The organism is Rhizobium sp. CF142 (assembly GCF_000281145.1).
Lineage (GTDB): Bacteria > Pseudomonadota > Alphaproteobacteria > Rhizobiales > Rhizobiaceae > Rhizobium.
Genome location: NZ_AJWE01000096.1, coordinates 46,284 through 71,643 on the forward strand (window position 1 = coordinate 46,284; position 25,360 = coordinate 71,643).

General features: G+C 60.4%; 27 protein-coding genes. 7 read left to right on the plus strand and 20 right to left on the minus strand.

Annotated elements, in window-relative coordinates; all coding sequences use genetic code 11:
- Window positions 1–78: 78 nt before the first annotated feature.
- Genes PMI11_RS20460 through PMI11_RS20475 form a run of 4 tightly spaced genes read right to left on the minus strand, consistent with a single transcriptional unit; the run spans window position 79 to window position 2,296 of the window.
- A complete protein-coding gene (locus PMI11_RS20460; protein ID WP_007820796.1) occupies window positions 79–405 on the minus strand; it encodes a YciI family protein in 327 nt (108 codons plus the stop codon).
- Entirely contained in the window at window positions 405–1,247 is an 843-nt protein-coding gene (locus tag PMI11_RS20465) for a class III extradiol dioxygenase family protein (protein ID WP_007820798.1), read from the minus strand. The genes PMI11_RS20460 and PMI11_RS20465 overlap by 1 nt, the downstream gene beginning before the upstream one ends.
- A complete protein-coding gene (locus tag PMI11_RS20470; RefSeq protein ID WP_007820800.1) occupies window positions 1,240–1,593 on the minus strand; it encodes an extradiol ring-cleavage dioxygenase in 354 nt (117 codons plus the stop codon). The genes PMI11_RS20465 and PMI11_RS20470 overlap by 8 nt, the downstream gene beginning before the upstream one ends.
- Window positions 1,586–2,296 (minus strand): alpha/beta fold hydrolase, encoded by a 711-nt coding sequence (locus PMI11_RS20475; RefSeq protein ID WP_007820810.1) that lies wholly within the window; start codon window positions 2,294–2,296, stop codon window positions 1,586–1,588. Before PMI11_RS20475 ends, PMI11_RS20470 begins: the two co-directional genes overlap by 8 nt.
- Window positions 2,297–2,494: 198 nt before the next feature.
- Between PMI11_RS20475 and PMI11_RS20480 the strand changes: the two genes are divergently transcribed.
- The 3 genes from PMI11_RS20480 to murA all read left to right on the plus strand — a co-directional run bounded on the left by PMI11_RS20480 (window position 2,495) and on the right by murA (window position 6,315).
- Entirely contained in the window at window positions 2,495–3,229 is a 735-nt protein-coding gene (locus PMI11_RS20480; protein WP_007820811.1) for a GntR family transcriptional regulator, read from the plus strand.
- A 156-nt stretch (window positions 3,230–3,385) separates the two neighbouring features.
- Entirely contained in the window at window positions 3,386–4,798 is a 1,413-nt protein-coding gene (locus PMI11_RS20485) for a vanillate/3-O-methylgallate O-demethylase (RefSeq protein ID WP_007820812.1), read from the plus strand.
- 194 nt (window positions 4,799–4,992) lie between these two features.
- Complete coding sequence (murA, locus tag PMI11_RS20490) at window positions 4,993–6,315, plus strand: UDP-N-acetylglucosamine 1-carboxyvinyltransferase (protein ID WP_051034614.1); 1,323 nt, start codon at window positions 4,993–4,995, stop codon at window positions 6,313–6,315.
- A gap of 3 nt (window positions 6,316–6,318) precedes the next feature.
- Here the strand turns inward: murA and PMI11_RS20495 are convergent, their stop codons facing one another.
- The 5 genes from PMI11_RS20495 to PMI11_RS20515 are packed head-to-tail and all read right to left on the minus strand — an operon-like array spanning window position 6,319 to window position 10,881.
- Complete coding sequence (locus PMI11_RS20495) at window positions 6,319–7,017, minus strand: ABC transporter ATP-binding protein (protein WP_007820814.1); 699 nt, start codon at window positions 7,015–7,017, stop codon at window positions 6,319–6,321.
- On the minus strand, window positions 7,017–7,763 hold the full coding sequence (locus tag PMI11_RS20500) for an ABC transporter ATP-binding protein (RefSeq protein ID WP_007820815.1): 747 nt from the start codon (window positions 7,761–7,763) through the stop codon (window positions 7,017–7,019). Before PMI11_RS20500 ends, PMI11_RS20495 begins: the two co-directional genes overlap by 1 nt.
- Complete coding sequence (locus tag PMI11_RS20505) at window positions 7,760–8,794, minus strand: branched-chain amino acid ABC transporter permease (protein WP_007820816.1); 1,035 nt, start codon at window positions 8,792–8,794, stop codon at window positions 7,760–7,762. The genes PMI11_RS20500 and PMI11_RS20505 overlap by 4 nt, the downstream gene beginning before the upstream one ends.
- Window positions 8,791–9,651 (minus strand): branched-chain amino acid ABC transporter permease, encoded by an 861-nt coding sequence (locus PMI11_RS20510; RefSeq protein ID WP_007820817.1) that lies wholly within the window; start codon window positions 9,649–9,651, stop codon window positions 8,791–8,793. The genes PMI11_RS20505 and PMI11_RS20510 overlap by 4 nt, the downstream gene beginning before the upstream one ends.
- A 54-nt stretch (window positions 9,652–9,705) precedes the next feature.
- Window positions 9,706–10,881 carry an ABC transporter substrate-binding protein gene (locus PMI11_RS20515; protein WP_007820819.1) on the minus strand — a complete coding sequence of 392 codons (1,176 nt, stop codon included), beginning with the start codon at window positions 10,879–10,881 and terminating at the stop codon, window positions 9,706–9,708.
- Between the two features lie 333 nt (window positions 10,882–11,214).
- Here PMI11_RS20515 and ppk2 point away from each other — a divergent pair, with 333 nt between their 5' ends.
- On the plus strand, window positions 11,215–12,123 hold the full coding sequence (gene ppk2, locus PMI11_RS20520; protein ID WP_007820820.1) for a polyphosphate kinase 2: 909 nt from the start codon (window positions 11,215–11,217) through the stop codon (window positions 12,121–12,123).
- A gap of 91 nt (window positions 12,124–12,214) precedes the next feature.
- On the opposite strand, the gene PMI11_RS20525 is transcribed toward ppk2, so the two are convergent.
- The 4 genes from PMI11_RS20525 to PMI11_RS20540 all read right to left on the minus strand — a co-directional run bounded on the left by PMI11_RS20525 (window position 12,215) and on the right by PMI11_RS20540 (window position 16,289).
- Window positions 12,215–13,057, minus strand: coding sequence for an ABC transporter permease (locus PMI11_RS20525; RefSeq protein WP_007820821.1), 843 nt, complete (start codon window positions 13,055–13,057; stop codon window positions 12,215–12,217).
- Window positions 13,058–13,060: 3 nt separating this feature from the next.
- Window positions 13,061–13,945 (minus strand): ABC transporter permease, encoded by an 885-nt coding sequence (locus PMI11_RS20530; protein ID WP_007820822.1) that lies wholly within the window; start codon window positions 13,943–13,945, stop codon window positions 13,061–13,063.
- Window positions 13,942–15,042, minus strand: coding sequence for an ABC transporter ATP-binding protein (locus PMI11_RS20535; protein WP_037071794.1), 1,101 nt, complete (start codon window positions 15,040–15,042; stop codon window positions 13,942–13,944). The genes PMI11_RS20530 and PMI11_RS20535 overlap by 4 nt, the downstream gene beginning before the upstream one ends.
- Before the next feature lie 71 nt (window positions 15,043–15,113).
- Window positions 15,114–16,289 carry an extracellular solute-binding protein gene (locus tag PMI11_RS20540; RefSeq protein ID WP_007820824.1) on the minus strand — a complete coding sequence of 392 codons (1,176 nt, stop codon included), beginning with the start codon at window positions 16,287–16,289 and terminating at the stop codon, window positions 15,114–15,116.
- A 238-nt stretch (window positions 16,290–16,527) separates the two neighbouring features.
- Here PMI11_RS20540 and PMI11_RS20545 point away from each other — a divergent pair, with 238 nt between their 5' ends.
- Both PMI11_RS20545 and uxuA read left to right on the plus strand, forming a co-directional pair.
- Window positions 16,528–17,250: a GntR family transcriptional regulator gene (locus PMI11_RS20545; RefSeq protein WP_007820825.1), complete on the plus strand. Its 723-nt coding sequence runs from the start codon at window positions 16,528–16,530 to the stop codon at window positions 17,248–17,250.
- A 44-nt stretch (window positions 17,251–17,294) separates the two neighbouring features.
- Window positions 17,295–18,482, plus strand: a complete 1,188-nt coding sequence (gene uxuA, locus PMI11_RS20550; RefSeq protein ID WP_007820826.1) for a mannonate dehydratase — start codon at window positions 17,295–17,297, stop codon at window positions 18,480–18,482.
- A gap of 59 nt (window positions 18,483–18,541) precedes the next feature.
- Here uxuA and PMI11_RS20555 read toward each other — a convergent pair whose 3' ends face one another.
- The 7 genes from PMI11_RS20555 to PMI11_RS20585 all read right to left on the minus strand — a co-directional run bounded on the left by PMI11_RS20555 (window position 18,542) and on the right by PMI11_RS20585 (window position 23,808).
- Window positions 18,542–18,952, minus strand: a complete 411-nt coding sequence (locus PMI11_RS20555) for an ACT domain-containing protein (RefSeq protein ID WP_007820828.1) — start codon at window positions 18,950–18,952, stop codon at window positions 18,542–18,544.
- A 24-nt stretch (window positions 18,953–18,976) separates the two neighbouring features.
- Window positions 18,977–19,726: a GntR family transcriptional regulator gene (locus PMI11_RS20560; protein WP_007820830.1), complete on the minus strand. Its 750-nt coding sequence runs from the start codon at window positions 19,724–19,726 to the stop codon at window positions 18,977–18,979.
- Window positions 19,727–19,967: 241 nt separating this feature from the next.
- Window positions 19,968–20,702 carry a helix-turn-helix transcriptional regulator gene (locus PMI11_RS20565; RefSeq protein WP_007820831.1) on the minus strand — a complete coding sequence of 245 codons (735 nt, stop codon included), beginning with the start codon at window positions 20,700–20,702 and terminating at the stop codon, window positions 19,968–19,970.
- A gap of 65 nt (window positions 20,703–20,767) precedes the next feature.
- Complete coding sequence (locus PMI11_RS20570; RefSeq protein ID WP_007820832.1) at window positions 20,768–20,974, minus strand: hypothetical protein; 207 nt, start codon at window positions 20,972–20,974, stop codon at window positions 20,768–20,770.
- A 148-nt stretch (window positions 20,975–21,122) separates the two neighbouring features.
- Window positions 21,123–21,491: a response regulator transcription factor gene (locus PMI11_RS20575; protein WP_007820833.1), complete on the minus strand. Its 369-nt coding sequence runs from the start codon at window positions 21,489–21,491 to the stop codon at window positions 21,123–21,125.
- A gap of 93 nt (window positions 21,492–21,584) precedes the next feature.
- A complete protein-coding gene (locus tag PMI11_RS20580; RefSeq protein WP_007820834.1) occupies window positions 21,585–22,232 on the minus strand; it encodes a response regulator transcription factor in 648 nt (215 codons plus the stop codon).
- Window positions 22,219–23,808 (minus strand): sensor histidine kinase, encoded by a 1,590-nt coding sequence (locus tag PMI11_RS20585; RefSeq protein ID WP_007820835.1) that lies wholly within the window; start codon window positions 23,806–23,808, stop codon window positions 22,219–22,221. The genes PMI11_RS20580 and PMI11_RS20585 overlap by 14 nt, the downstream gene beginning before the upstream one ends.
- Window positions 23,809–24,373: 565 nt before the next feature.
- Here PMI11_RS20585 and PMI11_RS20590 point away from each other — a divergent pair.
- Complete coding sequence (locus tag PMI11_RS20590; protein WP_007820837.1) at window positions 24,374–25,360, plus strand: HlyD family secretion protein; 987 nt, start codon at window positions 24,374–24,376, stop codon at window positions 25,358–25,360.

The following is a 25,360-nucleotide window of genomic DNA, read 5'->3' on the forward strand; positions in this document are numbered from 1 at the left end:
GTTCCCTCTCTTGCTTTGCCAGCCCCCTCATCTGCCCCTCTCCGGGGCACCCCTCCCGCTCGTGGCGGAACTAAAACTCTATGTCCTCGGTGTCATCGGATCACTGATGCGTCCGGCCTGGAATGTCGCAGGCAATGGCGTGAGTTCGATCTTTGCCACAATGCCTGCCCTGTTGAAAGGGTCGCCCTCTGCAAAGGCTGTTGCTTCAGCGATACCAGCCGTTTCCAATATGCCGAAATTACCGATCGAGGTCCCGCCGTCATCGAGTAGGGCAGAGCCGATCAGCACCTTAGCAAGGCCTTCACCGCCGGATTGCACCCAGGCGCGATGGGCCGGGCGGTGCAGGTCGCGGGCGCTATCCTGCTCGGAATGGTGTAGGCAGCGCATGAGGAAGAAGGCGGGCATCAGGCGGCGTTTTCCAGAACGACCATGCCGGCACCAGTCATGGAGGCCGGGGCATGATAGTGCTTGTGGATGAGGTTTACCTGCTCGTTCATGGCGGCGCGCATCACCAGCCACATGATGAGCTCTGCGCCTTCAGAACCGAACTGCTCGACATAATCCTCGCGGCTCATGGCGCGATAAGGTTCCGGATTGGCAGCAATGCCGTCCAGCCAGGCGCGATCCGCCGTCTGGTTGATGAAGCCGGCGCGGGCGCCTTGAAGCTGATGCGACAGGCCGCCGGTGCCGAGGATGACGACACGTTCGTCACCCGGCCAGCTTTCGATCGCCTCGCGCAATACCTTGCCCATTTCCCAACAGCGCTGCGGGGTGGGGATCGGATACTGGATCGTGTTGACCCAGATCGGCAGAACCTTGACCGGCCAACGCTCCGGCCGGCCAAAGAAGAGTTCCATCGGCACCTGTAGGCCGTGATCGACCTCGATTTCGCGGCAGACCAGCGGATCGAAGTGACGCTCGACCAGCTTGTCGACGAAGTGCCAGGAAAAATCGACCGCACCTTCAAAGGCGGGAATGGACCGTGGTCCCCAGCCTTCATCGACCGGCTGATAGGTTTCCGCCACGCCGACGGCAAAGGTCGGCACGCGGTCGAGGAAGAAGCTGTTGCCGTGATCGTTGAAGACGACGACGGCGATATCGGGCCTCGCCTCGCGCATCCATTGCTTGCCTGCCTCGTAGCCATCGAAGAAGGGCTTCCAGTCCGGCGTGTCGCGCAGGCCCTTGTCGAGTGCCGCGCCGATCGAGGGAACGTGGCTCGTTCCGAGGCCGCCGATGATCTTAGCCATTTCTTTTCTTTCCCAGTCTTTCGTAGAGAAAATCCTCATGCGACATGCCGGCCTGTGCAGCGCCGATCTGAGTGATCGGCGTCGGGTCGACAGCCGCGATCTTCAGGATGAAGAACAGGTTGCCGCCGAGGCGCACCATCTCGTGCCAGTCACGTCTTTTGACGGCGGCTTTTTCCTCATCGTCCAGGCCGAAGCGGGCGAGATAAGCATCCTCATCCGCCTTGAAGGCGTCGCGGTTAGCAGGCTGACCAAGCGCCATCGCCATCTTGTTGAGCTGGTAACCACGGATCGAGCCGGCCCGATCGAAGAGCGGTGTATCGGGAATGGTCGCGGTATTTTCAGGCATAGATTCCTCCAAATCTGCGCGTCAGCCAGCTGGCGATTGCGGCCGTAACTTCGACTGGCCGCTCTACGGGTGCGAAGTGGCCGGCATCTTCGATGATGACGAGTTCTGTATCGGATGCCGCGTCTGCGATTTCCTGATGCTGGATGATCGGGCTCCAACCATCGTGGCGCGCTGCGACAAGCAGAATGGGACAGCCGAGTTCGGCTATATAGGCGCTAGCGTTCGGCCGGTTGATCAGCGCGCGGATCTGCCGCTCATGCATATTGGGGCCGGCTCGCAGCACCATGGCGCGCAGACTGGTGATGAGTTCCGCATCGGTCAGCCGGGCTGGGCTCAGCATGGGTGGCAGCCACTCGTCGGCCAATTCTTCCATGCTGCGGTGGCCAAGGTCGATCATCTGCTGGCGTCTGATTTCCTCGCCGTCGCGTTTCGGGTGATGGCCGGTATTGGCGAGCACCAGGCCGCGCATGCGGTCAGGTGCGATGCGTGCCATTTCCATGGCGACGCGACCGCCCATGGAGTGGCCAACCACGATCAGATCGCCGTCGGTGGCAGCGAGAACGCTTTCCGCCATGGCTGATATCGAGGAGGTGCGAGAGACATCAGCGGCATGCACAGCCATGTGCTGCGCGACAGCCTCGGCAAGTGGCGCCCATACAATGCTATCGGACACGAGCCCCGGAATGAGCACGAGCGTTGCCATCGATTTTCCTCCCGCTGACCAGACATCATAAATGTATACATTGTGTCAAGGGAACAGCTGATATGGCTGCGATAATTGCTATACTCCGTGGATATAGCCTCTCATATGCATACAAGTTTGTGCTAGGGTGATGTTCAGTGTGGGGTTTTGTATGCGTTCGCGCTGTTATATACGTTTAGCCGGGATTGGGAGGCGCCGATGAAGCAGAGTGAAGCCGCAACGCATGGCCGTCGCGCCGTTATCGAGTTGCGGGAAAAGATTTTGAGCGGCGAACTGCAGGGCGGCACGCGCCTCTTTGAAGTACCGTTAGCGGAGGCGCTTGATATTTCACGCACACCGGTGCGCGAGGCGATGTCGCGGCTGACGGAGGAGGGGCTGCTCGATCGTCTGCCAAATGGCGGTTTTGTGGTCCGTCGCTTCGGCTTTGCCGATGTGGTCGACTCCATCGAGGTGCGTGGCGTCATGGAAGGCATGGCGGCAAGGCTCGCTGCCGAACGAGGTGCCACACCTGAGGCGCTCGAGGATATCAGGCAGACGGTGCTGAAGCTCGACGCCTGTTTCGGCGAGCAGCTCGACGATGTCGATTTCGACGCCTATTCCGATCTCAATGAAAAATTCCACCATCAGCTTGCTGCACTTGCAGGCAGCGAGATCATCCGGCGTGAGGTGGAGCGGGCAAGTTCGTTGCCCTTTGCCTCGCCCTCGGCGTTCCTGCCTGACAAGGCTGATATCACCGCCTTCCGCCGTTCGCTGCGCTCCGCGCAGGACCAGCACAGGGCGCTCGTCAGTGCGATCGAGGCGCGCGAAGGCAGCCGTGCGGAAGCGATCGCCAGGGAGCACGCACGGACGGCGCGGCGCAATCTTGAATACATTCTGGCGGAGGACCCAACCCTGATCGAGCAGATCAGGGGGCTTGCGCTGATTCACCGGTAATTTCAGATAATTCGCGCTTCAGCAGGGCGGCCTATGGCCGCCCTTTTTCATTTTCAGCGCATTGAACTGGGTGCTGCCGGGAGAAAATAGGCTTGCAATCTGATCGCATTGGGCATTTCATGTATACATTATCGCATGCCAATGGGAGGACATCAGGTGGCGAGATCGAACCTATCCGAAGTTTTGAAGTCGGCCGGCAATACGGTGGAACTGCTGCGCAATTCCAAAGTCGGCATGTATGTATACCCGGTCGTGGCGGCCGAGTTTTCCAACTGGCGTTCGGAGCAGGCCGCGTGGCGCAACTCCGCCGTTCTCTTTGATCAGTCGCACCATATGGACGAGCTGACCGTCGAAGGCCCAGATGCGGAGAAGTTCCTCGCCTATCACGGCGTCAACTCCTTCTCGAATTTCGATACGAACCGCGCCAAGCATTTCGTGCCGGTCACGCCTGCCGGTCATGTCATCGGCGACCAGATCATCTTCCGCGAGCGTGAGGACAAGTTCATCCTCGTCGGCCGTTCGCCGACCTCCAACTGGCTGATGTTCTGCGCCGCTTACGGCAAGTGGAATGTGCGCCTCAAATACGATCCGCGTTCGCCCTCCCGCCCTGAAGGCGAACGGGTGCTGCGCACGCATTACCGCTACCAGATCCAGGGACCGGATGCCCCGAAGATCTTCGAGAAGATGAATGGCGGGCCGATCCCTGACATCAAGTTCTTCCATGTCGACAAGATCAAGGTCGGCTCGAAGACGGTAAATGCGCTGCGCCACGGCATGTCCGGCGCGCCGGGCCTGGAAATCTGGGGACCTTACGAAGACAAGGCCTATATCTACTCGGTCATCCTGGAATCGGCAAAGGCGGCCGGCGTCGATCTCGTGCGCTGCGGCAGCCGCGCCTATTCCACCAACACGCTGGAATCCGGCTGGATCCCGTCGCCGCTACCGGGCATCTATACGGGTGACGGCATGCTGGCAGCCTATCGCGACTGGCTGGGCGCCGACAGCTATGAGGCAACCGGTGCCATCGGCGGCAGCTTCGTTTCCAGCAATATCGAAGATTATTACGTTACTCCGTTCGAACTCGGTTACGACTTCTACATCGGCTGGAAGAAAGACGATTTCATCGGCAAGTCCGCGCTCGAGAAGATGAAGGGCCAGACGAGCCGCAAGAAGGTGACCTTCGAGTGGAATGCCGAAGATGTCGTCAATGTCATCGCCTCGGCCTTCCGTCCCGGCGAGGATCACTTCAAATGGATCGATTTCCCGCAGCCGAATTACGCCTCGACTAGCGCCGACAGGATCATGCGCGATGGCAAGATGGTCGGCATGTCGATGTTCAACGGCTACAGCTACAATGAGCGTTGCATGCTCTCGCTCGGCATCGTCGATGCCGATGTCGAGATCGGTGACGTTCTGACCCTCGTCTGGGGTGAACCCGATGGTGGCTCCGGCAAGACGTCCGTCGAGCCACACGAGCAGGCGGAAATCCGTGTACGTGTGTCGCCCACACCCTATTCACGTGAAGCCCGCGAGAATTACGCCGATAGCTGGCGTAGCAAGAAGGGCTGAAATCCGACACCTCCATCCACGGTGTTAATGACGGCGCCCGGGAGGGCGCCGTTTTTTATGGATTCGTCCCGTCCTCTTGCCTCTAGCCGTCCGTGCGCAGCAGCGCTAAAAACAGCCACACTTCCCGATCGGCGATCACTCCGATGTCACAATGACAACGCAGATATGCCCCCTGAAAATCGAATCGAACAAGGATGACAGCAGTGGCACAGGCCCAGCCGCATGAGCGAATTCAGTACATCGTCGAGGGCGGCCATCGCCTTGCCGGCGAGATCCAACCAAGCGGCAACAAGAATGCTGCCCTGCCGATCATTGCCGCCTCGCTGCTGACCGACAAGCTCGTGCATCTGACCAACGTGCCGCGCATCCGCGATGTCGAAGCACTGGTCGAGCTGATCCAATCCGTCGGCGCCAAGGCACGCTGGCTCGGTCGCAACGAACTCGAGATCGAAGCGAGTGATCTCAAGCCCGCCGATCTCGATCCGGCGCTCTGCGCCCGCATTCGTGCATCCATCCTGCTTGCCGGTCCGATGCTGGCGCGTTGCGGTGAGATCACACTGCCGCCGCCGGGTGGCGATGTCATCGGCCGCCGCCGTGTCGACACACACTTTCTCGCATTGGAGCAGCTCGGTGCGGAGATCAGCGTCAACGGCTCCTATAGTTTCCGCGCCAGGCACCTGCGCGGTGCGGATGTTTTCCTGGACGAACCCTCGGTCACCGCGACGGAAAATGCGCTCTGCGCGGCTGTTGCTGCCGAGGGCAAGACGATCCTGCGCAATTGCGCCTCCGAGCCGCATGTTCAGGATCTCGCACATTTCCTCATTGCGATGGGTGCGAAGATCGAGGGTATCGGCACCAATACGATGACCATTCACGGCGGCCAGCCTCTTGGCGGCGCGTCGCACCGTATCGGCCCTGACCATAACGAAATCGGCTCGCTGATCGGTCTTGCTGCCGTCACGAGTTCTGAAATCACCATCCGCCGGGCGGGTGTTGAGCATCTGCGCTCGACGCTGATGACCTTCGAGCGCCTCGGCATCCGCTGCAGCATCGAAGGCGACGATCTCGTGGTGCCGGCGGGGCAGGAGATGAAAATCCAGCCGGATTTCGGCGGGCACATTCCAAAGATCGAGGACCAGCCCTGGCCGGCTTTCCCGGCCGATACGATGTCGATTGCCATCGTCACCGCCTCGCAATGCGACGGTGTGGTGCTGATGTTCGAGAAGATGTTCGAAAGCCGGATGTTTTTCGTCGACAAGCTGATTGCCATGGGCGCGCGCATCGTGCTCTGCGACCCGCATCGCGCGATCGTCGCCGGTCCTTCCAAGCTGCGCGCCGCGCAGGTGGAGAGCCCGGATATCCGCGCCGGCATGGCGATGCTGATTGCTGCCATGTGCGCGGAGGGAACCAGCATCATCAATAATGCCCAGCAGATCGAGCGCGGCTATGAGCGGATCGAGGAGCGGCTGAACGCACTCGGTGCGCGCATCACCCGTGTGCCGCCGCGCGAAGCCTAAATCTCAGACGCTCAGGTGAGCGTCGAGAGTTTCGGGTGAGGCAAGAAGCGCTTCCGATGTGTCGCGATAGGTTATCACGCCACGTTCGAGCACGATGACCTCATCCGTCAGCGGCAGCACCTTGCGGGCCTTCTGCTCGACGATAATCGCCGACATGCCTTCGTCGGTGACGATGCGGCGAAGTGCAGCCAGAAGCTCGTCGACGATGATCGGGGCAAGGCCTTCCAGCGGCTCGTCGAGCAACAGGATCTTCGGATTGAGCATCAGGGCGCGGGCGATGGCGAGCATCTGCTGTTCGCCGCCCGAGAGCTGATTGCCGAGGTTACGGCGGCGTTCCTGCAGGCGCGGGAACATCTGGTAGACGCGGCTGACATTCCATGCGCCGGGGCGGGCGCTCGCCGTCAGATTTTCCTCCACTGTCAGCGAACGGAAGATATTGCGTTCCTGCGGTACCCAGCCGATGCCGAGCGGCGCGCGCTTTTCCGCCTGCAGCCGGGTGATGTCGCGCTGCTGCAGGTGGATGGAGCCGGCATGATGGGTGGTTACGCCGATAATGGTGTTCAGCAGTGTCGTCTTGCCGGCGCCGTTGCGGCCAAGCAATGCCAGCGAACGGCCTTCTTCCAGCGAGACATCGACCTTGGCAAGCACACGGGCTTCGCCATAACCGGCGACGAGACGCTCGATCCGCAGCAGTTCGGCCATCAGGCATCCTCCCCGAGATAGATGGCTTTCACTTGCGGGTCTTTCGAGATCTCGGCGACGGTCCCTTCAGCAAAGAGTGCGCCGGCGGCGAGCACCGAAATACGGTCTGCGAAGGAGAAGACGAGATCCATATCGTGTTCGATCAGCACGACGGTGACATTGGCCGGCAGCTCGCGGACGATGCCGAGAACCTCGTGCCGCTCCTCTTCGGGAACGCCGGCGGCGGGCTCATCGAGCAGCAGCACCTTCGGCTGCATGGCAATCGCAAGTGCGATCTCCAGCAGGCGCTGCTTGCCGTAGGGCAGGAGTGTTGTCGGCATGCCCATGACGTCGACGAGACGAAAGCGTTCCAGCAGTGCGGCGGCTTCATCGGCGACTTCGCGGTCGGCCGAGAGCGGCCGCCAGGCGAAGCGGCCGTGGCCCTTGCGTTCGCTGATCGCCAGCATGACGGAATCGAGCGGCGTGAAATCGCCGAAGAGCTGATTGATCTGAAAGGTACGGGCAAGACCCTTGCCGACGCGGCGATAGGAAGGGACGCCGGTAATGTCTTCACCAGCGAGCAGGATCTCGCCGCTGTTCGGTGTCAGTACGCCGGTCAGCAGGTTGATGATGGTGGTCTTGCCGGCGCCGTTCGGGCCGATCAGGGCATGACGGGCACCCTGGCGGATCTGCAGCGAGACATCGTTGGTGGCGATGAAGCCGCCGAAGCGCTTGACGAGATGCCGGGTTTCGAGGGCGAGCGTCATTTGCTTTCCTCCGCGACGGTTTGCTGCATGCCGGCTTCGCGCTTGCGGGTTGAGCCTGGTAGCAGGGTCCGCCAGCGTGTCAGGCGCTCGCGGCCGACCAGAACGATGATGATAAGCGCGAGGCCGATCCAGAACATCCAGTATTGCGGCGTGATGACCGACAGCCAGTTGCGCAGGATGGAGAAGATCACCGCGCCGAAGACGCCGCCATAGAGATAGCCGACACCGCCGATGACCAGCACCAGCAGCACTTCGGCTGAACGGTGGAAAGCGAGCACGTCTGGCGAGACGAAGCTTGTCGTCTGGGTCAGCAGCGCGCCTGCGATACCGGCATAGGCCGCCGAGATCGTGTAGATCGCGACGATGCGGCGGGTAGGCGAGATGCCGAGCATGGAGGCGCGGCGCTCGTTGTGCTTGATCGCCTTCAGCGACAGGCCGAAGGGCGAATTGACGATGCGCCGGGCGCCATAGGTCAAGAGCATCAGCACAATCAGGCAGTAGATGTAGCCGGTGCGGCCCCAGAGATCGAATTCGAAATAACCGAGGATCGGATTGATGATGACGCCGCTGAGGCCATCGGCGCCGCCGGTGAGCCAGGCCGCTTGGTTGACGAGTTCAGCAAGCAGCATGGCGACGCCAAAGGTGGTCATGAGGCGGGTGAGATCGGAGCCACGCAGGACGAGGAAACTCGTCAGGAAGCCGAAGAGGCTGCTGACAAGGCCAGCCGCCAGCAGGCCGATAATCGGTTCGCCGGAGACGTGGACGGCAAAGAGACCAGCCGTGTAAGCGCCGAGGCCGAAGAAGGCGGTGTGGCCGAGCGAGACGATGCCGGCATAACCGAGGATGAGATCAAGCGAGACGGCAAAGAGCGCCAGAATGGCGATCTCCGTCAGGATCAGCATCTGCGATGGCAGGACGAAGATCGCGGCGATGGCCACCAGCCATAGCGCGAATTCCCAGATCTGCCAGCGGCCGGCGTGCCTCAGGAGCCCCATGGCCTGCGTGGAGGCGTTGTTGCGTTCACCGCTCATCGGCCGCCCTCCCGGGAGAAGAGGCCATGGGGCCGGAGGATCAGCACAAAGATCATGACGGCATAGATGATGAAGGCGCCGAGTTGCGGCACGTAATATTTGCCGGCGACGTCGGCGACGCCGAGCAGAAGTGCTGCGATGAACGGGCCGGTGATGGACGAGGTGCCGCCGACGGTGACGACGATCATGAAATAGATAAGGTATTTCAGCGGAAAGTTCGGATCGAGGCCGAGCAGTTCGGTGCCGAGTGCGCCACCAAGGCCGGCGAGACCGGAGCCGAGCGCGAAGGTCAGCGCGAAGATGACCGAGACATTGATGCCCATGCCGCGGGCGACGCGTCCGTCATCGACGGCCGCACGTAGCTGGCTGCCGAAGCGGGTTCGGGTGAGCGCCAGTTGCAGCGCGACCGTCAAGACCGCGCAGATGACGATGATGAAAAGCCGGTAGCGGCCGATATCGATACCGAGGAAGTCGAAGCGGCCGCTGAGTTCAGGTGGCAGGTTGATGAGTTGCTGCTGCCCGCCCATGAAATAATCGATTGCCGCGATCGCCATGAAGACGAGGCCGATCGAAAACAGCACCTGATCGAGATGCGAGGCCGAATAGAGGCGGCGGTAGAGCAGCCGTTCCAACACAACGCCGGCAAGCGCCGTGACGATGAAGGCGGCAGGCAGGCACCAATAGAAGGAGATGCCGTAGCTATTCATCATGATGACGGTGACGTAACCGCCTGCCATGGCAAAGGCGCCATGCGCCAAATTGACGAAATTCATCAGGCCCAGCGTGACCGACAATCCGCAGGCGAGAACAAAAAGAAGCATGCCATAGGCGATGCCGTCGAACAGGATTGTCAGCATGAGACCTCACTGCATCCAGGCGGCGGAATTGCTTCCGCCGCCTGTTTCCTGGGCTTACTTGGCAGCCGTATTCGGATCGTGGATGTCAGGGTAAGTCGCGAACTCGACATTGTAGAGTTCGCCATTCTTCTCCTTGACCTCGCGCATATAGATATCCTGCACGATGTCGCGGGTATCAGGATCGATGGTGATAGGCCCGCGCGGGCTGACGAATTCCATGCCCTTCATGGCGTCGACAAGCTTCGTGCCATCAGTATCGCCGCCAGTCTTTTCGAGCGCTGCATAGGCGACATGCATGGCGTCATAACCGCCGACCGACATGAAGTTCGGGCGCATGTTCTTGTTGGCCTTGCGGACTTCGGCGACGAAAGCCTTGTTTTCCGGGCTGTCGTGGTCGGTCGAATAGAAATGGCCGGTGATGACGCCCTTGGCGGCCGGTCCCATGCCGTTCAGGAGATCGTCATCGGTGACGTCGCCGGTGGCGATCAGCTTGATACCGGCATCCGCGAGACCGCGATCGACGAACTGCTTCATGAAGATCGCGCCGACACCCGAAGGCACGAAGACGAAGAGGGCATCCGGCTTGGCATCGCGCACACGCTGAAGGAAGGGCGCAAAATCCGGATTCTGCAGGGGAACGCGGAGTGCTTCGACAACCGTGCCCCCTTCCTTCTTGAACTGGTCGGTAAAGCCCTTTTCGATGTCGATGCCCGGACCGTAATCGGTCACCAGCGTGACGACACGCTTCAGATTGTTCTGGACGGCCCAGGTTGCGACCGGAACGGCGGATTGCGGACCGCCCATCGAGGTGCGCACGAAATAGGGCGATTGCTTCATGATGGCCGAGGTGGTGGCCGAGGTGATGATCGCTGGAACCTTCGCCTGGTTGAGGACTGGTGCCACACCCATCGCAAGCGGAGTCAGGCCGAAGCCGACAAGCATCTTGACGCCGTCATTGACGACGAGCTCCTGAGCGATGCGGCGGGTCTGGTCGGCCGTACCGGCATCGTCACGCAGGACGAGCTCAATCTTCTTGCCTGCAACCGTGTCGCCATTGATTGCCATGTATGCGCGAGCGCCGGCCTCCACCTGGCGTCCGGTTGAGGCGAAAGGACCGGTCATCGGCAGGATCACGCCGATCTTGACCGTTTCCTGTGCAAATGCAGGCGTGCCGGCAAGTGTGGCGAGCGCAGCGCCGGCTATGAATAGTCTTCTTGAAAACGAAACCATGTATACTCCTCCCAATGTTGTGCACCATATCTCTCTCCCGGAGACATGCCCGCGACCTGAGCGTTTTCCCTCGCTCCTCCGAAGAAAACGCCACCGTCGCGAAAATTGCTCAGCAAGTCCAATGTATACATAAAACTTGACATGGCACAAGCCGCGGCCATCTGTAGAACCAGTCGACTGCGACCGCCGGGACGACCATGAAAGGCGGGGCAAGCCGGTGTTTCGGCCTTATAATTTTGCGTTTTGCCAAAGCAAATTTTCGATCGTCGCAACTCTGTCATATAGCTATGGCGAGAACGTGCTTTATCGAGCGAATTGAACAGGGAGCGTGCCATGATCGAAAACACTGAGCTCGACCGTATCAAGAACGAGATTGCAGACAGCTTCGATGAAGAGCTGGAAATGCAGATGGAGGAGGACCGGCTCGACGAGTTGGTCGCCGAGGGCATGTCCGGTCCGGCCGAACAGACGCTCGAACGCAAGCTCTATTTCCGGGAGCTTTTCCGCCTGCAGCATGAACTTGTCCGCCTTCAGGACTGGGTCCACTACAAGAAGCTCAAGGTTGTCGTGCTCTTCGAAGGCCGCGATTCCGCCGGCAAAGGCGGCGCGATCAAGCGCGTGACCCAGCGCCTCAACCCGCGCGTCTGCCGCGTCGTGGCACTTCCGGCGCCGACCGAGCGCGAGCGGAACCAGTGGTATTTTCAGCGCTATACTCCGCATCTGCCGTCGGCAGGCGAAATGGTGCTCTTCGACCGCAGCTGGTACAACCGCGCCGGTGTCGAGCGCGTCATGGGCTTCTGCACCAAGGATGAACTGGAAGAGTTTTTCCGCTCTGTGCCTGAGTTCGAACGCATGTTGGTGCGTTCCGGCATCATCCTCATCAAATACTGGTTCTCCATCACTGACGAGGAGCAGGAATTCCGCTTCAACATGCGTATCCACGATCCGCTGAAGCAGTGGAAGCTTTCGCCCATGGACCTGCAGAGCCGCGTCCACTGGGAGGAATATACCAAGGCCAAGGAAGAGATGCTGGACCGTACGCATATCGATGAAGCGCCGTGGTGGGTCGTTCAGGCCGTGGACAAGAAGCGGGCGCGTCTGAACTGCATCGCGCATCTGCTGAGCCAGATCCCCTACGAGGACGTACCGAAGGAAGAGATTGTACTTCCCGAGCGCGTGCGTCACGAAGACTATCAGCGCATACCGGTTCCGCCGGAACTCTACGTCCCCGAAGTCTATTGATTTGCACCAACCGCTGCCGGTTCCGCCGGCGGCGGCTCTTTTTTGGCATGTCGTTATCGCAAAACCGCTTCACACTTTTGCGCGACATGCTTCAATGCGCCGATTGCTGCTTGGCGCGGGCGACGATCTGCGTCGGATTGACGAATTGCAGCGCGATGATGAGCCAGAATAGCGTCGTCACCATATAGATCACCGCCATCGCATCGATTGATTGGCTGGCGCGTACGCCGGATGCAAAGACCGCGTAATAAAGAGAGACGACGAGCGTCTGGGTCTGCGGTCCGGCGATGAGGAAGGTCAGCTCGAACATGGCAAGCGTGCGCACCAGAACGAGCAGAAGTGCCGCCAGCATGCCGGGCAGCAAGAGCGGCAGCAGAATACGGATGAAGAGGCTGGTCGTACCGGCGCCGAAGACGCGGGCGGCTGCTTCGATGCGCGGATCGATCTGCTCGATGAAGGGGATCATGACGAGCACGACGAAGGGGAAGGACGGCACGAGGTTGATCAGCACCACGCCCCAGAAGGTGCCGCCGAGCCCGAGTTGGTAGAGCACGGTTGCCAGCGGAATGCCGTAGGTCAGCGGCGGGATCAACAGCGGCAGCAGGAACAAGAGGATGATGGCGCGCTTGCCCGGGAAATCGCGCCGCGCCAGTGCATAGGCCGTCAATACGCCCAGAATGCCCGAGATGATGACGACGACAAACGCCATCTCGAAGGTGACGAGGACGACGCTGGAAAGCTGGAACTCGCTCCAGGCGCTGAAATACCAGCGATCCGTCCAGCCGCGTGGCAACCATGTGCCGAGCCAGCGTGTGGCGAAAGAGTTGACGATCACGGCCGCGATGACCGCAAGCAGGTTGAGGACAAAGAGGGTCGCGAGCGCCCAGACAGCGATGCGCCAGATCTTCGAGGTAAGGCCCTGGTCACGGATCATGGCTCAGCCTTTCGTGCCGCCGGCCGGGCCGCGGTAGAAGAACGAACGCGCGCCGAGGATGGCGACGACAACAATGAGCTCGACACCACCCATGATGAGGGCGATCGCCGTGCCGTATGAATGGTCATATTGCTCGAAGGCGGCCTGATAGGCGGCGATCGAGATGACGCGTGTCGGGCCGGCAGGCGCGCCGAGCAGGACGGCCGACGGGAAGACGGCAAAGGCCTGAACGAATGACAGGCAGAAAGTCACGGCAAGGCCAGGCACCAGGAGCGGCAGGAAGACGCGCGTAAAGCGCTGGCGCGCATTGGCGCCGAGCGTGGCAGCAGCCTGCTCGATCGCCGGGTCGATGCCGGTGATGTAGGACAGCGTCAGCAGGAAGGCGAAGGGGAAGCCAGTGATCAGCAGCGAGGCGAAGACACCCCAGTAGTTGTTGGTGAGCTTGACCGGCGAATCCAGGATGCCGAACAGGATAAGCGTCTCGTTGAACCAGCCGCGCGGGCCGAGAAAGGTCAGCAGACCATCGGCGACGAAGACGGTGCCGAGCGTGATCGGCAGGACGAGAATGGTCGTCAGTAGTCGCTGCCGGCGCATCAGCCGGACGCGAAAGGCAACGGGGACTGCGAAGGCCAGGTTGACGATGGTGACTGGCAAGGCGAGCCACATGGTGTTGGCGATCGTGCCGTACTGGAACTGGTCCGAGAAGAACTTCGCGTAATTTTCGTACCAGACACCGCCATCCTTCGGCATCAGCGAATCCGCGACGCCGTAGATGAAGGGATAGATGAAGAGCGCGATCATGAAGAAGAGGCCCGGCAGAACGAGCAGCGTCGTGCCGTCGAGGCCTTGTGCGGCAAGTCTGGTTTTCAGTGAGGGGCCGCCGTTCATGCAAGTGAGCCTTTGAAGACCAGAGAACGGCCTGCGACCGGCTGCAGGGTGGTGGCAGAGCCACGCGGCAAGGCATCGTCGGAGCGGAAATAGAGCTCCGATCCGTCGGCCGAGCGGGCCATGCCGAAGAAGGCGCGGCCGCGATATTCGGTGCTCGCGACGATGACGGGAATGCCGTTGGTGGTGGCAACGAGATCTTCCGGGCGCACGGAGAGTACAGCGGCATCGCCGACTTTCAACGTGTCGCGCATAGTGCCGGTCAGCCGCGCGCCGGCGGCTTCGATTTCCGCCTCAGTGCCGGACACGGAGACGACGCGACCGGGAATGCGGGTGCGGAAGCCCATGAAATCGGCAACATTGAGATTGACCGGTCGCTGGTAGAGATCCTGCGGCGTGCCGATCTGCTGGATATGGCCCTGGCTCATGACGACGATACGATCGGCAAGCGAAAGTGCCTCATCCTGGTCGTGGGTGACATAGATGGTGGTCGAGCCGATCTGATCGTGGATGCCGCGGATCTCGGCGCGCATTTCCAGACGGAGCTTGGCGTCGAGGTTGGACAGCGGCTCATCCATCAGGACGATCGGCGGGCGGATGACGATAGCGCGGGCGATCGCGACGCGCTGCTGCTGGCCGCCGGAGAGCTGGCCGGGTAGCTTGTCCGCCTGGCTTTCGAGGCGCACCAGCGCCAGAGCATCGATGACGCGCTTGTCGGCCTCGGCGCCGCGAATACCTTGCATGGCAAGGCCGAAGCCGACATTCTTGCGCACGCTCATATGTGGGAAGAGGGCATAGCTCTGGAAGACCATGCCGAAGCCGCGCTTTTCCGGCTCCAATTGGTCGATGCGATTGCCGCCGAGGCGGATTTCGCCGCCGGTAAGGCCAAGCAGGCCGGCAATGCAGTTCAGCGCCGTGGATTTGCCGCAGCCGGAGGGTCCGAGAAGTGCGATGAATTCGCCGGGTTCAATCGTGAGATCGATGCCATCGAGGGCGTTATAGGCGCCGAAGGATCGCTTGATGCCATCAAGCTCAAGGCGCACATTCTTCCGCGATGACGCTGCTGCGTTTTGAACCGGCAAAGTCAATGCAATCTCCATTTATCGGCATCATAGCCGTTAGAAATCCGGCGTCGGGACGCCCGGCGCCGGTTCATTTCTGTCAAAAAGGATCAGCCCTTCTTGGCGCCGATCTTTTCGTCCCAGATGCGGAAGGCTTGGACAAGCTGCTTGGGCTCCAGCGGCACTTCCAGAGGGCTGCCGGCGATCCAGTCGGCATATTCCGGCCGACCGAATTCCTTGATGGTTTCCTGGCTTTCTGCCGGCGCCATCTCGAGCGTGACATCCTTCACCGCCGGGCCGGGATAGAAGTAGCCAGCGTCATAAGCGATCGCCTGCTGTTGCGGCTGATAGATGAAGTTCAGGACGTCGAGCAGAACGCCGATCTTTTCGTCGGAAACGCCCTTTGGGATCGCCGCATAGTGAGCGTCGGTGACCCAGTGGAAGCCTTCGAGCTTGCCGACCTTGGCTTCCTCGGGAACGATGCCGAGCGCGCGCGGGTTGATGTCCCAACCGGTGGTCGTGGCGACGATGTCGCGCGTGCCCTCGCCGAGTTCCTTGAAGACCACTGCGGTGCCGGTCGGATAGTATTCGATGTTTTCACCGAGAGCGGCCAGATATTCCCAGGTCTTGGCCCAGCCATTGACCGGGTCGCGCGGATTGCTGTCGCCGAGCAGATAGGGCAGGCCCATCAGCAGCGTGCGGCCGGGGCCGGAGTTTGCCGGGCGGGCATAGAGGAACTTGTTCTTGTTCTGCTTCGTCCAGTCGAGCAGTTCCTGCGCCGTCTTCGGCGGGGTCGCCACCTTGTCCGGCATGTATTCGATCAGCGGGCCGGACGGATAATAGGTGATGACGACGCCCTGGTCCTTGGCGAGCGCCTGCATCTTGAAGGCCTGTGGCTGCAGGATGCCTTCAAGATTGGGTAGTGCCGACTTGTGGCTGGACAGGTCGACCCAGAGACCCTGGTCGACGCCGGCAGAAAGCGCGTCCGTGCCGGTCAGTACGAGATCGATATCGACCTTGCCGGCAGCCTGCTGGGCCTGGATCTTGGCCGGCAGTTCCGGAGCAGGGGCCTTGGTGAAGGAAAAGCTGGAAACAAATTCCGGCTTGGCCTTGGCGTAGTTTTGGAACATTCCCTGCGTCAGCGCCAGATTGCCGGCGACATCGACGACGGTGATGGTAACAGGGCTTGCCGGTGCCTTTGCCTGCGCGAAAGCGCGCAGCGGCAACATTCCGGCCGCGGCGACGCCGGCAGCTCCGCCGACGAAGGTTCTGCGTGTGATCTTCATTCTGTCCTCCTCCTTTGCGGCGGTGCCGGCCTTTGCCCCGAGCGCCGCCCGTTTGCATCGCAATGCACGTCTCATGCCTCGATGCGCCGGTTTTCCGGCGGCATCAAATGCTCGCAGCTTGAAGCTTTTCCTCCAGGTGCAATGCCGTGCCGCTGTTCTCCTTCGCGGCATGTCTTGGCAACAGAATTCAATTGATATACTAGTATGCACGAAAGTGTCAACGTCCCGAGACCCATGCATGCGGCAGGCTTCCGACCCTGAAATCCTCGCCTTTCCGGCGCCGCGCGACGCCGGCGGAAAGATCCGTCGCGTGACGACGGCTGCCGCGATCCATGAGCGGCTGCATGCCGATATTGTCTCTCTGAGGATCCCGCCGGGCACGGCGCTGCAGGAAAAGCGCATTGCCGAGGATTTTGGTGTGAGCCGAACACCGGTGCGCGAGGCGTTGCTGAGGCTCTCCGAGGGTGGGCTCGTCGATATCTACCCGCAGTCGGGTACGGTGGTTTCGCGAGTGCCGGTCTCGGCCATTCCGGAAGCGGTCGTCGTGCGCAAGGCGCTTGAAGGCACGACGGTCGAGACGGCCGCTGGCATTGCGACGGAGGCCGATATCGCGCGGCTGGATGCGATCATCGCCCGGCAGAAGACGCACGCCGCACTCGGCAATGCTTCGAGTTTTCACGAAGAAGACGAGGCCTTCCACGAGGCGATCGCACAGATTGCCGGCTATCCCGGCATCTGGGCCATTCTGAAGACAGTGAAGGTGCAGATCGACCGGGCACGGCGTCTGACGTTGCCGGTGCTTGGGCGCATGGACAATGTCGTGCGCGAGCATATGGTGATCCGAGACGCCATTGCTGCGCATGATATCGCGGCGGCGCGCGAGGCGATGATTCATCACTTAAGCGCCGTTATACCTGATGTGGCGGAGCTGCGCTCGCAGTTCCCCGACTATTTCTGCTGACGGCGGAACGATAAAACACAGGATACCAAGGAGAGAAAGACGAGATGCGGCAAGGTTGGAGATGGTTCGGGCCGGAGGCACCGGTCACGCTGGACGAGGTGCGCCAGACGGGTGCGACGAACATCGTTTCGTCGCTACATCAGGTGCCGATCGGCCGCGCCTGGACCGAGGCAGAAGTGCGCGAGCGCCAATCGCTTATCGAAACGACGCCGGCTGGCCGCTCGCAGCTGACTTGGAGCGTCGTCGAGAGCATCCCGATCCCTGATGCCGTCAAGCGCAAGGGCAGGCAGGCGAAAGCCGAAATCGAAGCCTGGATCGCCAGTCTCGAGGCGGTCGCTGCCTGCGGTATTCCGATCGTTTGCTACAACTTCATGCCCGTTGTCGACTGGACGCGCACCGATCTCGATTACGTGACGCCGACCGGCGCTACCGCCATGCGCTTCGATCATGAGCGCTTTGCCGCCTTCGAGTTGTTCGTGCTGGAGCGTCCGGGCGCTGCCGAAGAATATTCTGAAGAAGACAGGGCTCGGGCGAAGGCCGTCTATGAAAGCATGACGGAAGCGGAGATTGCTGAAATCACCCACATCATCACGTCGGCTCTGCCCGGTTCGACGACCGAGCCGCTGACCATTCCGGCTTTCCGCGAAAAGCTTGTTGCCTATCAGGGCATCGATGCGAAGAAGCTTCGCCAGCATCTCATCGAATTCCTCGAAGCCGTCGTGCCGGTTGCGGAAGCGCGCGGTGTGAAGCTGACGCTGCATCCCGACGATCCGCCGCGCTCGCTCTTCGGCCTGCCGCGCATCGCATCGACGGCAGAGGATTATGCAGCGCTTTTCGATGCCGTGCCAGCAGCCGCCAACGGCATGTGTTATTGCACCGGCAGCCTCGGCGTGCGCGCCGACAACGATCTGCCGGCGATTGCGCGGCGTTTCGCCTCGCGCATCTATTTCGCGCATCTTCGCGCCACGACCCGTGAGGGGGATGGCCGCACTTTCCATGAAAGCGCCCATCTCGAAGGTGACGTGAACATGGTTGCCGTGCTGAAGGAACTAGTTGCCGAGGATCGCCGCCGCAGCGCCACTCAGTCGATCGTCTTCCGCTCGGATCATGGCCATCGGATGCTCGATGACCTGCAGAAGAATGTCACGCCCGGCTATCCCGCAATCGGCCGTCTTCGTGGCCTTGCCGAGCTGCGCGGCATCCTGCACGCGCTCGACGCGCCGCCGACCTGATCTTTTGTTTTCACGCAATTCCGAACGCAAAACCGCTGCATACTTTTGCTGGAATTGATTTAGCTCCGGCTTGCCGCCGAGAGCTGCCGCAGTGTTTCGACGGCCCGTTCGGCATCCGCGGCAGGCACGAAAATGTGGTCGTGGTAATAGGCCGCGACCACATTGGCGCTGATGCCGACTTCCGTTAGCGCATGGGAGAAGGCGGCGGTCAGGCCTACGGCTTCAAGCGATGAATGTACTTTCAGCGTGATCTGGCGCAGGGGCGCGCTTGCCTGCAGGTCGGCTTCGTCGGCCGTATCCTGGGGCAGAATGAGCGTCAGGCCTTCCGCCTCGTGAAAGAGGGCGAGCGGGCGAAGATGGAGATAGTCTCCCGGCTGCGAGGCCGGCATGGTGCAATAGACGAATTCGCCCGCCACCAATTCCGGCTCCATCGTCGCGAGAAGAACTGAGAGGTCGGTAATGGCTGTCATGTCGTCTTTCCTTGACGTCCCGTCCTATGAATAGATGGTCTCCAGCACCGAAAGACCGGTGATATGGTTGGAGCGGATGAGCGCGGCTGCGAGCGTCTGATCGCGATCCTCATAGGCGCGGCAAAGCCGCTCGTGATCCTCGTAGGATTTCTGCAGGCGGCCGGGCTGAGACAGGCCGATACGGCGCAATCGAAGCGTTCTCAGAAGCAGGGAATCGATGATCTTCTTGACCGTGCGATTGCCGGCGAGTTCGGTATTGCGTTCGTGAAAGTCGACATTTGACCAGAAATAGGCGTTCACGTCGCCGGCCTTGCTCGCGGTTTCCATGACCTGCATGATCGGCTGGAGGGTGCGGATATCCTCGAGCGACACGTCCCGCGCAATGTCGCCGGCGATCAGTTCCAGCAGATTGGCGCGGACGCGGTAGATATCGCGGATTTCCTTGATCGAGAGGCTAGCGACACGTGGGCGACGGCGCGGCGGGATTTCGACGAGTCCTTCCCTTTCCAGAAGCATCAGGGCTTCGCGGATCGGCGTCCGGCTGGTCTTGTAGCGCCGTGCAAGTTCGACGGAGTTCAGGTCATCGCCCGGTTTGCGAATGTCTTCGATGATCTCGGCTGCTACTTCGCGGGCGATGGTGGAAACCAGCGACGGCCTGTCATGCTGTTCAGTGACGAGACGCGCGGCAACCGCCTCGGCGCGCTGGCGCGAGTCGATATGCGGCAGATTGCCGGAGGCGTGAGCCATATCGGATGACGTGTATTCGGCGGACAAGAGAACTCCTGCGAAATGTCCCTCCCGCTAGGAACTTAGCATGTTCTGTCGACAACGGGAACAATAGGGCGAGTATTTGTCTTGCATGCGTAGGTTGAGGCGCTTCGCGCGTGATTTGACGGGAGTTGTCGCATTTATTTGACGATGATCTCAGCCGAATTTTCGCAAATATCTCATCAGTGGCCGCGCGGGATAGGTTTGGACGGCCTGAAACCACGAGAGTTTTAGAGCCTGCAGACCTTCAGATGAGACGGAAACGATAGGCCCTCGCCACGGCTTGCATCCGGTTGACGGCATCAAGTTTGCGCATCGCCGTCTTCAGATAACCGTTCACCGTATGGGCAGAGATATGCAGGATAATAGCGATTTCCTCGCTACTCTTTCCGGAAGCTGACCAGCGCAGGCATTCGATTTCGCGAACGGTCAGGCGCTCGTATTCAGCAAGCGGCGGTTCGGTCGCCAGGCTGTAGCTGTCGAGCGCCTTCAGTACGGCAAAGACCATGCGCGCACATTCCTGCTCGTCGAGCGGGCTGCGCTGACCGGAGAACATGATGACATAGTGCCTCACAATGGCGTCATGCAGCGTGAAGCTGACGGTGCTGTGAAGACCGAGATCCTCAAAACGACGGGAGAGTTCTTCCGAACTGCTTACGCTGCCGGGCTGGGCGAAGATGCCGGTGCCGGAATAGATCGGCATGATGGTCTTCTTCAAGCCATCGATCAGCCGGCTGCGCCAAAAGAGATCTGAAGCGTCGTAGCGGTCGATCAGTTCCTGTGGCCAGTTGCTGGCGATAATGTTGGCGCGAAAGCCGAGCTTATCAGCCTGCGGAAAGCTGGCGGCGAGAAAGAAACGGAAGCCATGCGGTTGCATGACATCCTGCAGGGCAGTAGAGAAACTCGTCGTGGGATCGGCCTGTACAGTGGCGCTGGCTGCATCCCCCTGCCAGGGGGATTTTACCGTATTCTTGAGGGTCATGGATCATCTGCCGGCAAATGCACTGACCGGCCGGGAGGGAGCCGGTCAGCGCCAGAAGGGGGGGATCAGAAATGCGTCCGGCTGATTTCGTCCGGGCGGCGATGCGTGGCAATGCGAACCGGCTGGTATTCGTAAATCGGATTTTCCGGTTCCAGGCGCAGCAGCGCACAGTGGAACTTGTAATTCGCACCGGTTACGATGTTGGAGAAGATCACATCCATCAGAATGTTCTTCCCGACGCTGACAAATATCGGACGCTTGAGCTTTATCATGGCGTTCACCTCGTTTTCTATCCATTCTACTGGATAGTACGAGATTAAGCTTAGTCTTTATTGCTTCCATCTTAAATTATACATAGGTGTATAATTCGAAACGATCTGATGGTGGAAGCGATACTCGGGAATCCGACACGATGAAGCCTTACGGCTTCAAAGCCATTTCCAGATAGTTGATGAGGGAATCGAATTCGACCGGCTTGCCCAGAAAGGCCAGCGCACCGCCTTCCATGGCGGCCGTACGGGTTCTCTCGTCGCGATAGGATGTCATGAAGATCATGGGCGGCTTTTCAGGTTCGCCGTTGAGGATTTGCTGCAGTTCGATGCCGCTCAGTCCGGGCATCTTGACGTCGACCAGCATGCAGTCAATCGTCGCCCTGTCGTCAAAGGCCAGAAACTCTTCCGCCGAAGCGAAAAGCTTGCTCTGGTAGCCGCAGGACTGGATCAGATCGTCAAGCGCCTCCCGGATAGCCTGGTCGTCATCGACGACAGCGATTGTGGATGTATGTGACACGAGATTGGTAGCCTTGCTTATTCTTACATTACGTTAGGCTATATTATGAAGATTGGGGCCATGTCGCGGTACCATACAAGGGTCTAGGTTCCACTATCTGCCCTCCAGCATTTCGGCCTGGCGCACCAGATCGGCCACCGATCGGACCTGCATTTTGCGCATGACATTGCCACGATGCAGCTTCACGGTGATTTCGCTGATGCCGAGGTCATAGGCGATCTGCTTGTTCATCAGCCCCTTGACGACGGCGGCCATCACCTCCCGCTCGCGGGGCGTCAGTGTATTGACCAGTGAGGCGACGGCATCGCCTGCCGCCATTTCCCGCCGGCGGGCCATGTCCTTTTCGATCGCGACGCCGACGGCATCGAGAATATCCTGGTCCCGGAAGGGCTTGGTGAGGAAGTCGACAGCGCCAGCCTTCATGGCGCGCACGCTCATCGGAATATCGCCGAAACCGGTCATGAAGACGATCGGCATCCTGCTGCCGATCCGTTCGAGATGAAGCTGGAAATCCAGTCCGCTCAGACCTGGCAAGCGTATGTCGAGGAGAATGCAGCCCGGCCGGCGCAGGTCGGCGGTATCGAGAAAGGCGGTCGTGGTCGCGAAGGAGACGGCATCCATCTGGATCGACCGGAAGAGATCGACAAGCGACTCGCGGATGGATTCGTCATCATCGACGACATAGACGATCGGTGATGCGGACTGCGAGGCTGCCTTCGATGCGGCGCTAGTGTCGGTCATGGTCGTCCTCAATCGGTATGATCATTTCGAAGATGGCGCCCCCTTCAGGATGATTGCCGGCAATCAGCTGGCCACCTCTGGCTTCCAGCGTGCTGCGGCAGATGGAGAGCCCCATGCCCATTCCGGAGGGCTTGGTCGTGAAGAAGGGAGTGAAGAGCTTCGCCATGGCCTCCTCGCCGATGCCGGGGCCGAAATCCCTGACGGAGAGCGTGACGAATATATCATCGTTCCTGGCGAGCGAGATCAGAATCTTGCGCTGGTCGATTGCCGTTTCACGCATGGCCTGCACGGCATTCGTGACGAGGTTGATGAGCACCTGCTGCAGCTCGATACGGATCGCCTTCACCGTGATCGGCTGTTCCACTGGGGTCACATCGAAGTCGATCATGTCGCGCTGGAAGTCGTGCTCCATCAGGGTGTGTGTTTCCTCGATCAGCGTTTCGAGATCGACCAGCTCGGGCGTGCGATCGCCTTGCGTCAGCATGGAGCGGGTATTGTGTATGATTTCGCTCGCCCGTTGGCTGTCGCGAATGATGCGTTCGGCCGAACGGCGCACGGCGGCGAGATCCGGCGGCTCGCGGTTCAGCCATCTGAGCAGCGTCTGGGCGTTGACGACGATAGCGCCGAGCGGCTGGTTGAGCTCGTGGGCGAGCGAGGCGGAAAGTGTGCCGACGGTCGCGGCGCGAGAGGCGCGGGCAAGCTCATCCTGAGCCTCGCGAATGGCCTTCTGCATCATTTCCCGCTGGGTGATATCCACCATGCCGACGACCACGCGATTGAAGGCGGTGGGATCTTCCGGAAAGCTCATGCTCATGATGACAAGCCTGGTCTCGCCATTTTCCGCGATCAGATTACCCTTGCCCTCGAAATGCCGTTCGCCGCAGAAGATGGCATTCATCAGGTCCAGGAACGTATCGTCATCAGGGGCGATGTAGTGGCGCATCGTGTGCGAGGGTAGGCCACCGGCCACATGGCCGAGCAGTTCCATTGCTGCGTCGTTGGAGGCGATGGTGCGGATGAGGCCTGTGCAGGTGGCGATGACGCTGGGGTTTGTTCGGTAGTAGTCTTTGAGGTCACTCACACCTTCCGCCTTCAAAGACATCAGGAAGGCTCGCACTGCGGAATAATCGCGTTCCCAGAGTGCGATGCGGCTGTGCTCGAAGATGTAGCGATAGCGGGTTTCGCTGTCGCGAAGATGCAAGTTGGCTTCGATGAGGCCGGCGCGCGCGGTTTCGTTCCTGAGGATAAGGGCGCAGGTGATTGTGATGGCGGCGAGAGAAACCGCTAACCGCAACTGGGCCGGGACATTTTCTCCGAGGCCGTGAGAATAGAAATAGGCGAAAAGAGTAAGGGCGGCGCAGATAACTGTGAGGAGGGTGGTGCCTATCCTCGTCAGGATTTCTGCCGATAGCAGCAGCACGATAACATAGAGGACGGCGATGGCGCTTTCGATCTCGGTAAAGGCATCGACGTAGAACACGGTGGCGCCGAGCACCAGTGCGATCAGGCCGAGCGTGATCTCATGCGAGAGCGTTCCTCGCCGGTTGATGAGTTTCGATACAATGAATGATCCCATACCCCCTCGCTGTTGGTTCCGGTCTTCTACCCATACCGGCTAGTGCGCGTTTACCTTAATGGCGTGTTTATCGGCGCAAAACTATACCAAAGTGTTGGAAGCATGGGCCGAATTGTCTCTACGCTTGAAAAGGAAAGACCGCCCCGGGCGGCGGGACGGTCTCTGGCGGATGGGAGGATCCGCAGGGCTTCGGCGGAGGGGGACGCCTGCCCTAGAGGTGGCAAGGGGCGGTGCCACCAGCTTGGAACCGTGAATGGTCAGGTCGGTTCCGAGCTACGACTAGAAGTTAAATCCAAGCGTCCTGAGACATAACTATACTTAGGTTTTGGTCCGGCCATACGAAGCGGCAGGTCGGTTTCCCCGGTAAATGGCTTTGAAAATTGTTCCGACGACTTCCGCTATCGCAATAATGACGCTGCAGATGGCAAGCAGAACTGGTGAAAATCCCTCGGACACGATCACGACTTTATGGCATGCCAAGGCGTCGCAGCACGCTTGTCATATTGCCAGAGGAATAATCCTGAGACACAGTCAGCCGGAATACTCCATCTGAACGAGGGCACCGATGAAGGCAGCAGGAATGGTTCGGGCAGTTGTGGGAATTGTAGCCCTTGTCGTTCTTGGTGTTCTCCTGTGGTTTGCAACGCGACCACCGCCGCTGGTGGTGCAGGGCGAGGTTTCCGCCAATCGCGTCGATATCAGCCCGCGTGTCGCCGGTCGCATTCTCAAACTCAATGCCGATGTCGGTGACAATGTCGAGAAGGGCACCGTTATTGCCGAGCTGGAAAGCCCGCAGTTGACGGCGGCGCTGCATTTGGCTGAAGCGGCAGTCGGTGTTTCAGAGGCTGACCTCACTCGTGTCAACAGCACGCGTCCCGAAACTATCGATGCGGCCAATGCCGAGCTTGCCGCAGCAAGCGCCGATGTCACGCTTTATCAGGAAGAATCCGCTCGTCAGGCGCGGTTGATCACGACAGGCGCCTCCACACAGGCGCAGGTCGATCAGACTGCCCGTAACCTGGAAGCCGCGATCCGCAAGCAGGAATCCGCAGCCGCCAACGCACGGCTTGCGACGGCCGGTTCCAGCAAGGAAGAAAAGGCGCTTGCCGCCGCTCAGGTGGAGCAGGCACGTGCGTCCCTCAACCAGCGGCAAGTGGACGTTTCAGAACTGGTCATCCATGCGCCGATCTCCGGTCAGGTGACGACGCGCGTCGCCGAGCTCGGCGAAAATTTCAGCGCCGGTTCGCCGCTGTTCTCGATCATCGACCTGCAGAATCCCTGGTTCACGTTCAATCTTCGCGAGGACCTGCTGAAGGGACTCAAGGTCGGCGACGGTTTTGACGTCACCGTTCCGGCGCTTGCCGGCAGCCCGATCCCGGTCAAGGTGACGATGATCAACGCGCAGGGCCAGTATGCGACCTGGCGCGCGACACGTGCGACCGGCGATTTCGACCTGCGCACCTTCGAGGTACGCGCCGTTCCGGTCAATCCCGTCGAGGGGCTTCGGCCAGGCATGAGCGTCATCGCCTCCTGGCCGCCGGCGGGGCGTTGA

Excerpts from the sequence above, each read along its gene's own strand:
- PMI11_RS20580 (WP_007820834.1), bottom strand. The coding sequence starts at position 22,232 with ATGACCGACACTAGCGCCGCATCGAAGGCAGCCTCGCAGTCCGCATCA.
- PMI11_RS20565 (WP_007820831.1), bottom strand. The coding sequence starts at position 20,702 with ATGACCCTCAAGAATACGGTAAAATCCCCCTGGCAGGGGGATGCAGCC.
- PMI11_RS20475 (WP_007820810.1), bottom strand. The coding sequence starts at position 2,296 with ATGGCAACGCTCGTGCTCATTCCGGGGCTCGTGTCCGATAGCATTGTA.
- uxuA (WP_007820826.1), top strand. The coding sequence starts at position 17,295 with ATGCGGCAAGGTTGGAGATGGTTCGGGCCGGAGGCACCGGTCACGCTG.
- PMI11_RS20470 (WP_007820800.1), bottom strand. The coding sequence starts at position 1,593 with ATGCCTGAAAATACCGCGACCATTCCCGATACACCGCTCTTCGATCGG.
- PMI11_RS20535 (WP_037071794.1), bottom strand. The coding sequence starts at position 15,042 with ATGGAGATTGCATTGACTTTGCCGGTTCAAAACGCAGCAGCGTCATCG.
- PMI11_RS20540 (WP_007820824.1), bottom strand. The coding sequence starts at position 16,289 with ATGAAGATCACACGCAGAACCTTCGTCGGCGGAGCTGCCGGCGTCGCC.
- PMI11_RS20585 (WP_007820835.1), bottom strand. The coding sequence starts at position 23,808 with ATGGGATCATTCATTGTATCGAAACTCATCAACCGGCGAGGAACGCTC.
- PMI11_RS20570 (WP_007820832.1), bottom strand. The coding sequence starts at position 20,974 with ATGATAAAGCTCAAGCGTCCGATATTTGTCAGCGTCGGGAAGAACATT.
- PMI11_RS20495 (WP_007820814.1), bottom strand. The coding sequence starts at position 7,017 with ATGGCCGAACTGCTGCGGATCGAGCGTCTCGTCGCCGGTTATGGCGAA.
- ppk2 (WP_007820820.1), top strand. The coding sequence starts at position 11,215 with ATGATCGAAAACACTGAGCTCGACCGTATCAAGAACGAGATTGCAGAC.
- PMI11_RS20590 (WP_007820837.1), top strand. The coding sequence starts at position 24,374 with ATGAAGGCAGCAGGAATGGTTCGGGCAGTTGTGGGAATTGTAGCCCTT.
- PMI11_RS20480 (WP_007820811.1), top strand. The coding sequence starts at position 2,495 with ATGAAGCAGAGTGAAGCCGCAACGCATGGCCGTCGCGCCGTTATCGAG.
- PMI11_RS20500 (WP_007820815.1), bottom strand. The coding sequence starts at position 7,763 with ATGACGCTCGCCCTCGAAACCCGGCATCTCGTCAAGCGCTTCGGCGGC.
- PMI11_RS20460 (WP_007820796.1), bottom strand. The coding sequence starts at position 405 with ATGCCCGCCTTCTTCCTCATGCGCTGCCTACACCATTCCGAGCAGGAT.
- PMI11_RS20525 (WP_007820821.1), bottom strand. The coding sequence starts at position 13,057 with ATGATCCGTGACCAGGGCCTTACCTCGAAGATCTGGCGCATCGCTGTC.
- PMI11_RS20465 (WP_007820798.1), bottom strand. The coding sequence starts at position 1,247 with ATGGCTAAGATCATCGGCGGCCTCGGAACGAGCCACGTTCCCTCGATC.
- murA (WP_051034614.1), top strand. The coding sequence starts at position 4,993 with ATGACAGCAGTGGCACAGGCCCAGCCGCATGAGCGAATTCAGTACATC.
- PMI11_RS20545 (WP_007820825.1), top strand. The coding sequence starts at position 16,528 with ATGCGGCAGGCTTCCGACCCTGAAATCCTCGCCTTTCCGGCGCCGCGC.
- PMI11_RS20555 (WP_007820828.1), bottom strand. The coding sequence starts at position 18,952 with ATGACAGCCATTACCGACCTCTCAGTTCTTCTCGCGACGATGGAGCCG.
- PMI11_RS20505 (WP_007820816.1), bottom strand. The coding sequence starts at position 8,794 with ATGAGCGGTGAACGCAACAACGCCTCCACGCAGGCCATGGGGCTCCTG.
- PMI11_RS20530 (WP_007820822.1), bottom strand. The coding sequence starts at position 13,945 with ATGAACGGCGGCCCCTCACTGAAAACCAGACTTGCCGCACAAGGCCTC.
- PMI11_RS20510 (WP_007820817.1), bottom strand. The coding sequence starts at position 9,651 with ATGCTGACAATCCTGTTCGACGGCATCGCCTATGGCATGCTTCTTTTT.
- PMI11_RS20515 (WP_007820819.1), bottom strand. The coding sequence starts at position 10,881 with ATGGTTTCGTTTTCAAGAAGACTATTCATAGCCGGCGCTGCGCTCGCC.